At 44.4% G+C, this 1,394-nt stretch carries 1 protein-coding gene; it reads left to right on the top strand.

Annotated elements, in window-relative coordinates:
- The first annotated feature begins 94 nt into the window (after nt 1-94).
- Nucleotides 95-1,354, top strand: a complete 1,260-nt coding sequence (locus QT998_RS27330) for an RNA-guided endonuclease InsQ/TnpB family protein (RefSeq protein ID WP_333090842.1) — start codon at nt 95-97, stop codon at nt 1,352-1,354.
- Nucleotides 1,355-1,394: the final 40 nt, after the last annotated feature.

The following is a 1,394-nucleotide window of genomic DNA, read 5'->3' on the forward strand; positions in this document are numbered from 1 at the left end:
TTTATCAGAAAATTGGGTCGAAAACCCCGTCCTTCTAGGACGGCTTTATATTTACCAGAGACATACTCGTCACTAAATGTGCTATGGTAGTGAAATGTTAACCATGAATTACCGCTACCGAATCTATCCAACCGTCGCTCAAGCGCAGTCGCTTTTTGAGTGGATGGATACTTGTCGCGTTGCCTATAACTACGGGTTGCGAGAAATTAAGGATTGGTTTAATGGTCGGAAATGTTTGGTTGAAAGATGTTCTATCAGGCATGAGTACATCATACCTGCGGATACTCCTTTCCCTAGCGAAGTAAACCAACTCAACGCACTGCCCGGCGCTAAAAAGGTATTTCCCCGATTGAGTGAAGTACCGAGCCAAGTGTTGCAGCAAGCGCTCAAGCAGTTACACCGAGCCTGGGAAGGATTTCAAAAAATTGGGCATGGATTCCCTCGATTCAAGAAGTTTGGTCAATTCAAGTCTTTGCTGTTCCCGCAGTTCAAAACCAATCCGGTGACTGGTACGCATATTGCTTTACCAAAATTGGGGTTGATTCCAATCAACCTGCATCGCCCAATACCGAGTGGATTTGTGGTTAAACAGGTGCGGATAATCAATAAAGCAGATATCTGGTACGCCTCTATCAATATCCAATGCAATGTCAGCGTTCCAGATCCAATGCCTCACGGTCATCCTATTGGGGTAGATGTGGGGCTTGAGAAGTTTCTAGCAACTAGCGACGGTATTCTCGTAAAATCGCCCAAATTCCTGAAAGTAATGCTCCGCAAGCTGAAATTGCTGCAACGCAGACTTTCTCGAAAGAAGAAACGTTCTAAAAATTACGAAAAACAACGTATCAAGGTTGCCAGACTTCACCACACAATTGACAGCACTCGTAAAGATTTCCACTTCAAACAAGCTCATACGCTTTGCGATGCTGGCGATATGGTCTTCATGGAAGACTTGGATTACAGAATCCTAGCCAAAGGAATGCTGGGGAAACAAATGCTTGACGCTGGATTTGGACAATTCCGAACCATCGTCAAATACCTGTGTTGGAAACGCGGTAAATTTTTTGGTGAAGTTTGTGCTAGAGGTACTTCGCAGGAATGTCCTGAATGCGGTACAAAAGTCAAAAAAGACTTAAGTGTCAGGGTGCATTCTTGTTCTAATTGTGGCTACACAACCGATAGAGATGTCGCCAGCGGTCAAGTAATTAGAAATAGAGGAATAGCTTTGGTTAATACCGATGGACAGTCGGGAATTCAAAATGCCTATGCAGACGGTTTGCCGGGGATTGAGGTGTCTCAATCTAGGTCAAAGTCGAAAACCCGCGAGGGAATAACTAGGAAATCTAAGAAGTGATTCTTAGAAGCTCCGCACCTGATAGTCGGAGTAATGTCAC

Origin of the sequence: Microcoleus sp. S1D4 (assembly GCF_036700765.1) — a bacterium.
Lineage (GTDB): Bacteria > Cyanobacteriota > Cyanobacteriia > Cyanobacteriales > Microcoleaceae > Microcoleus.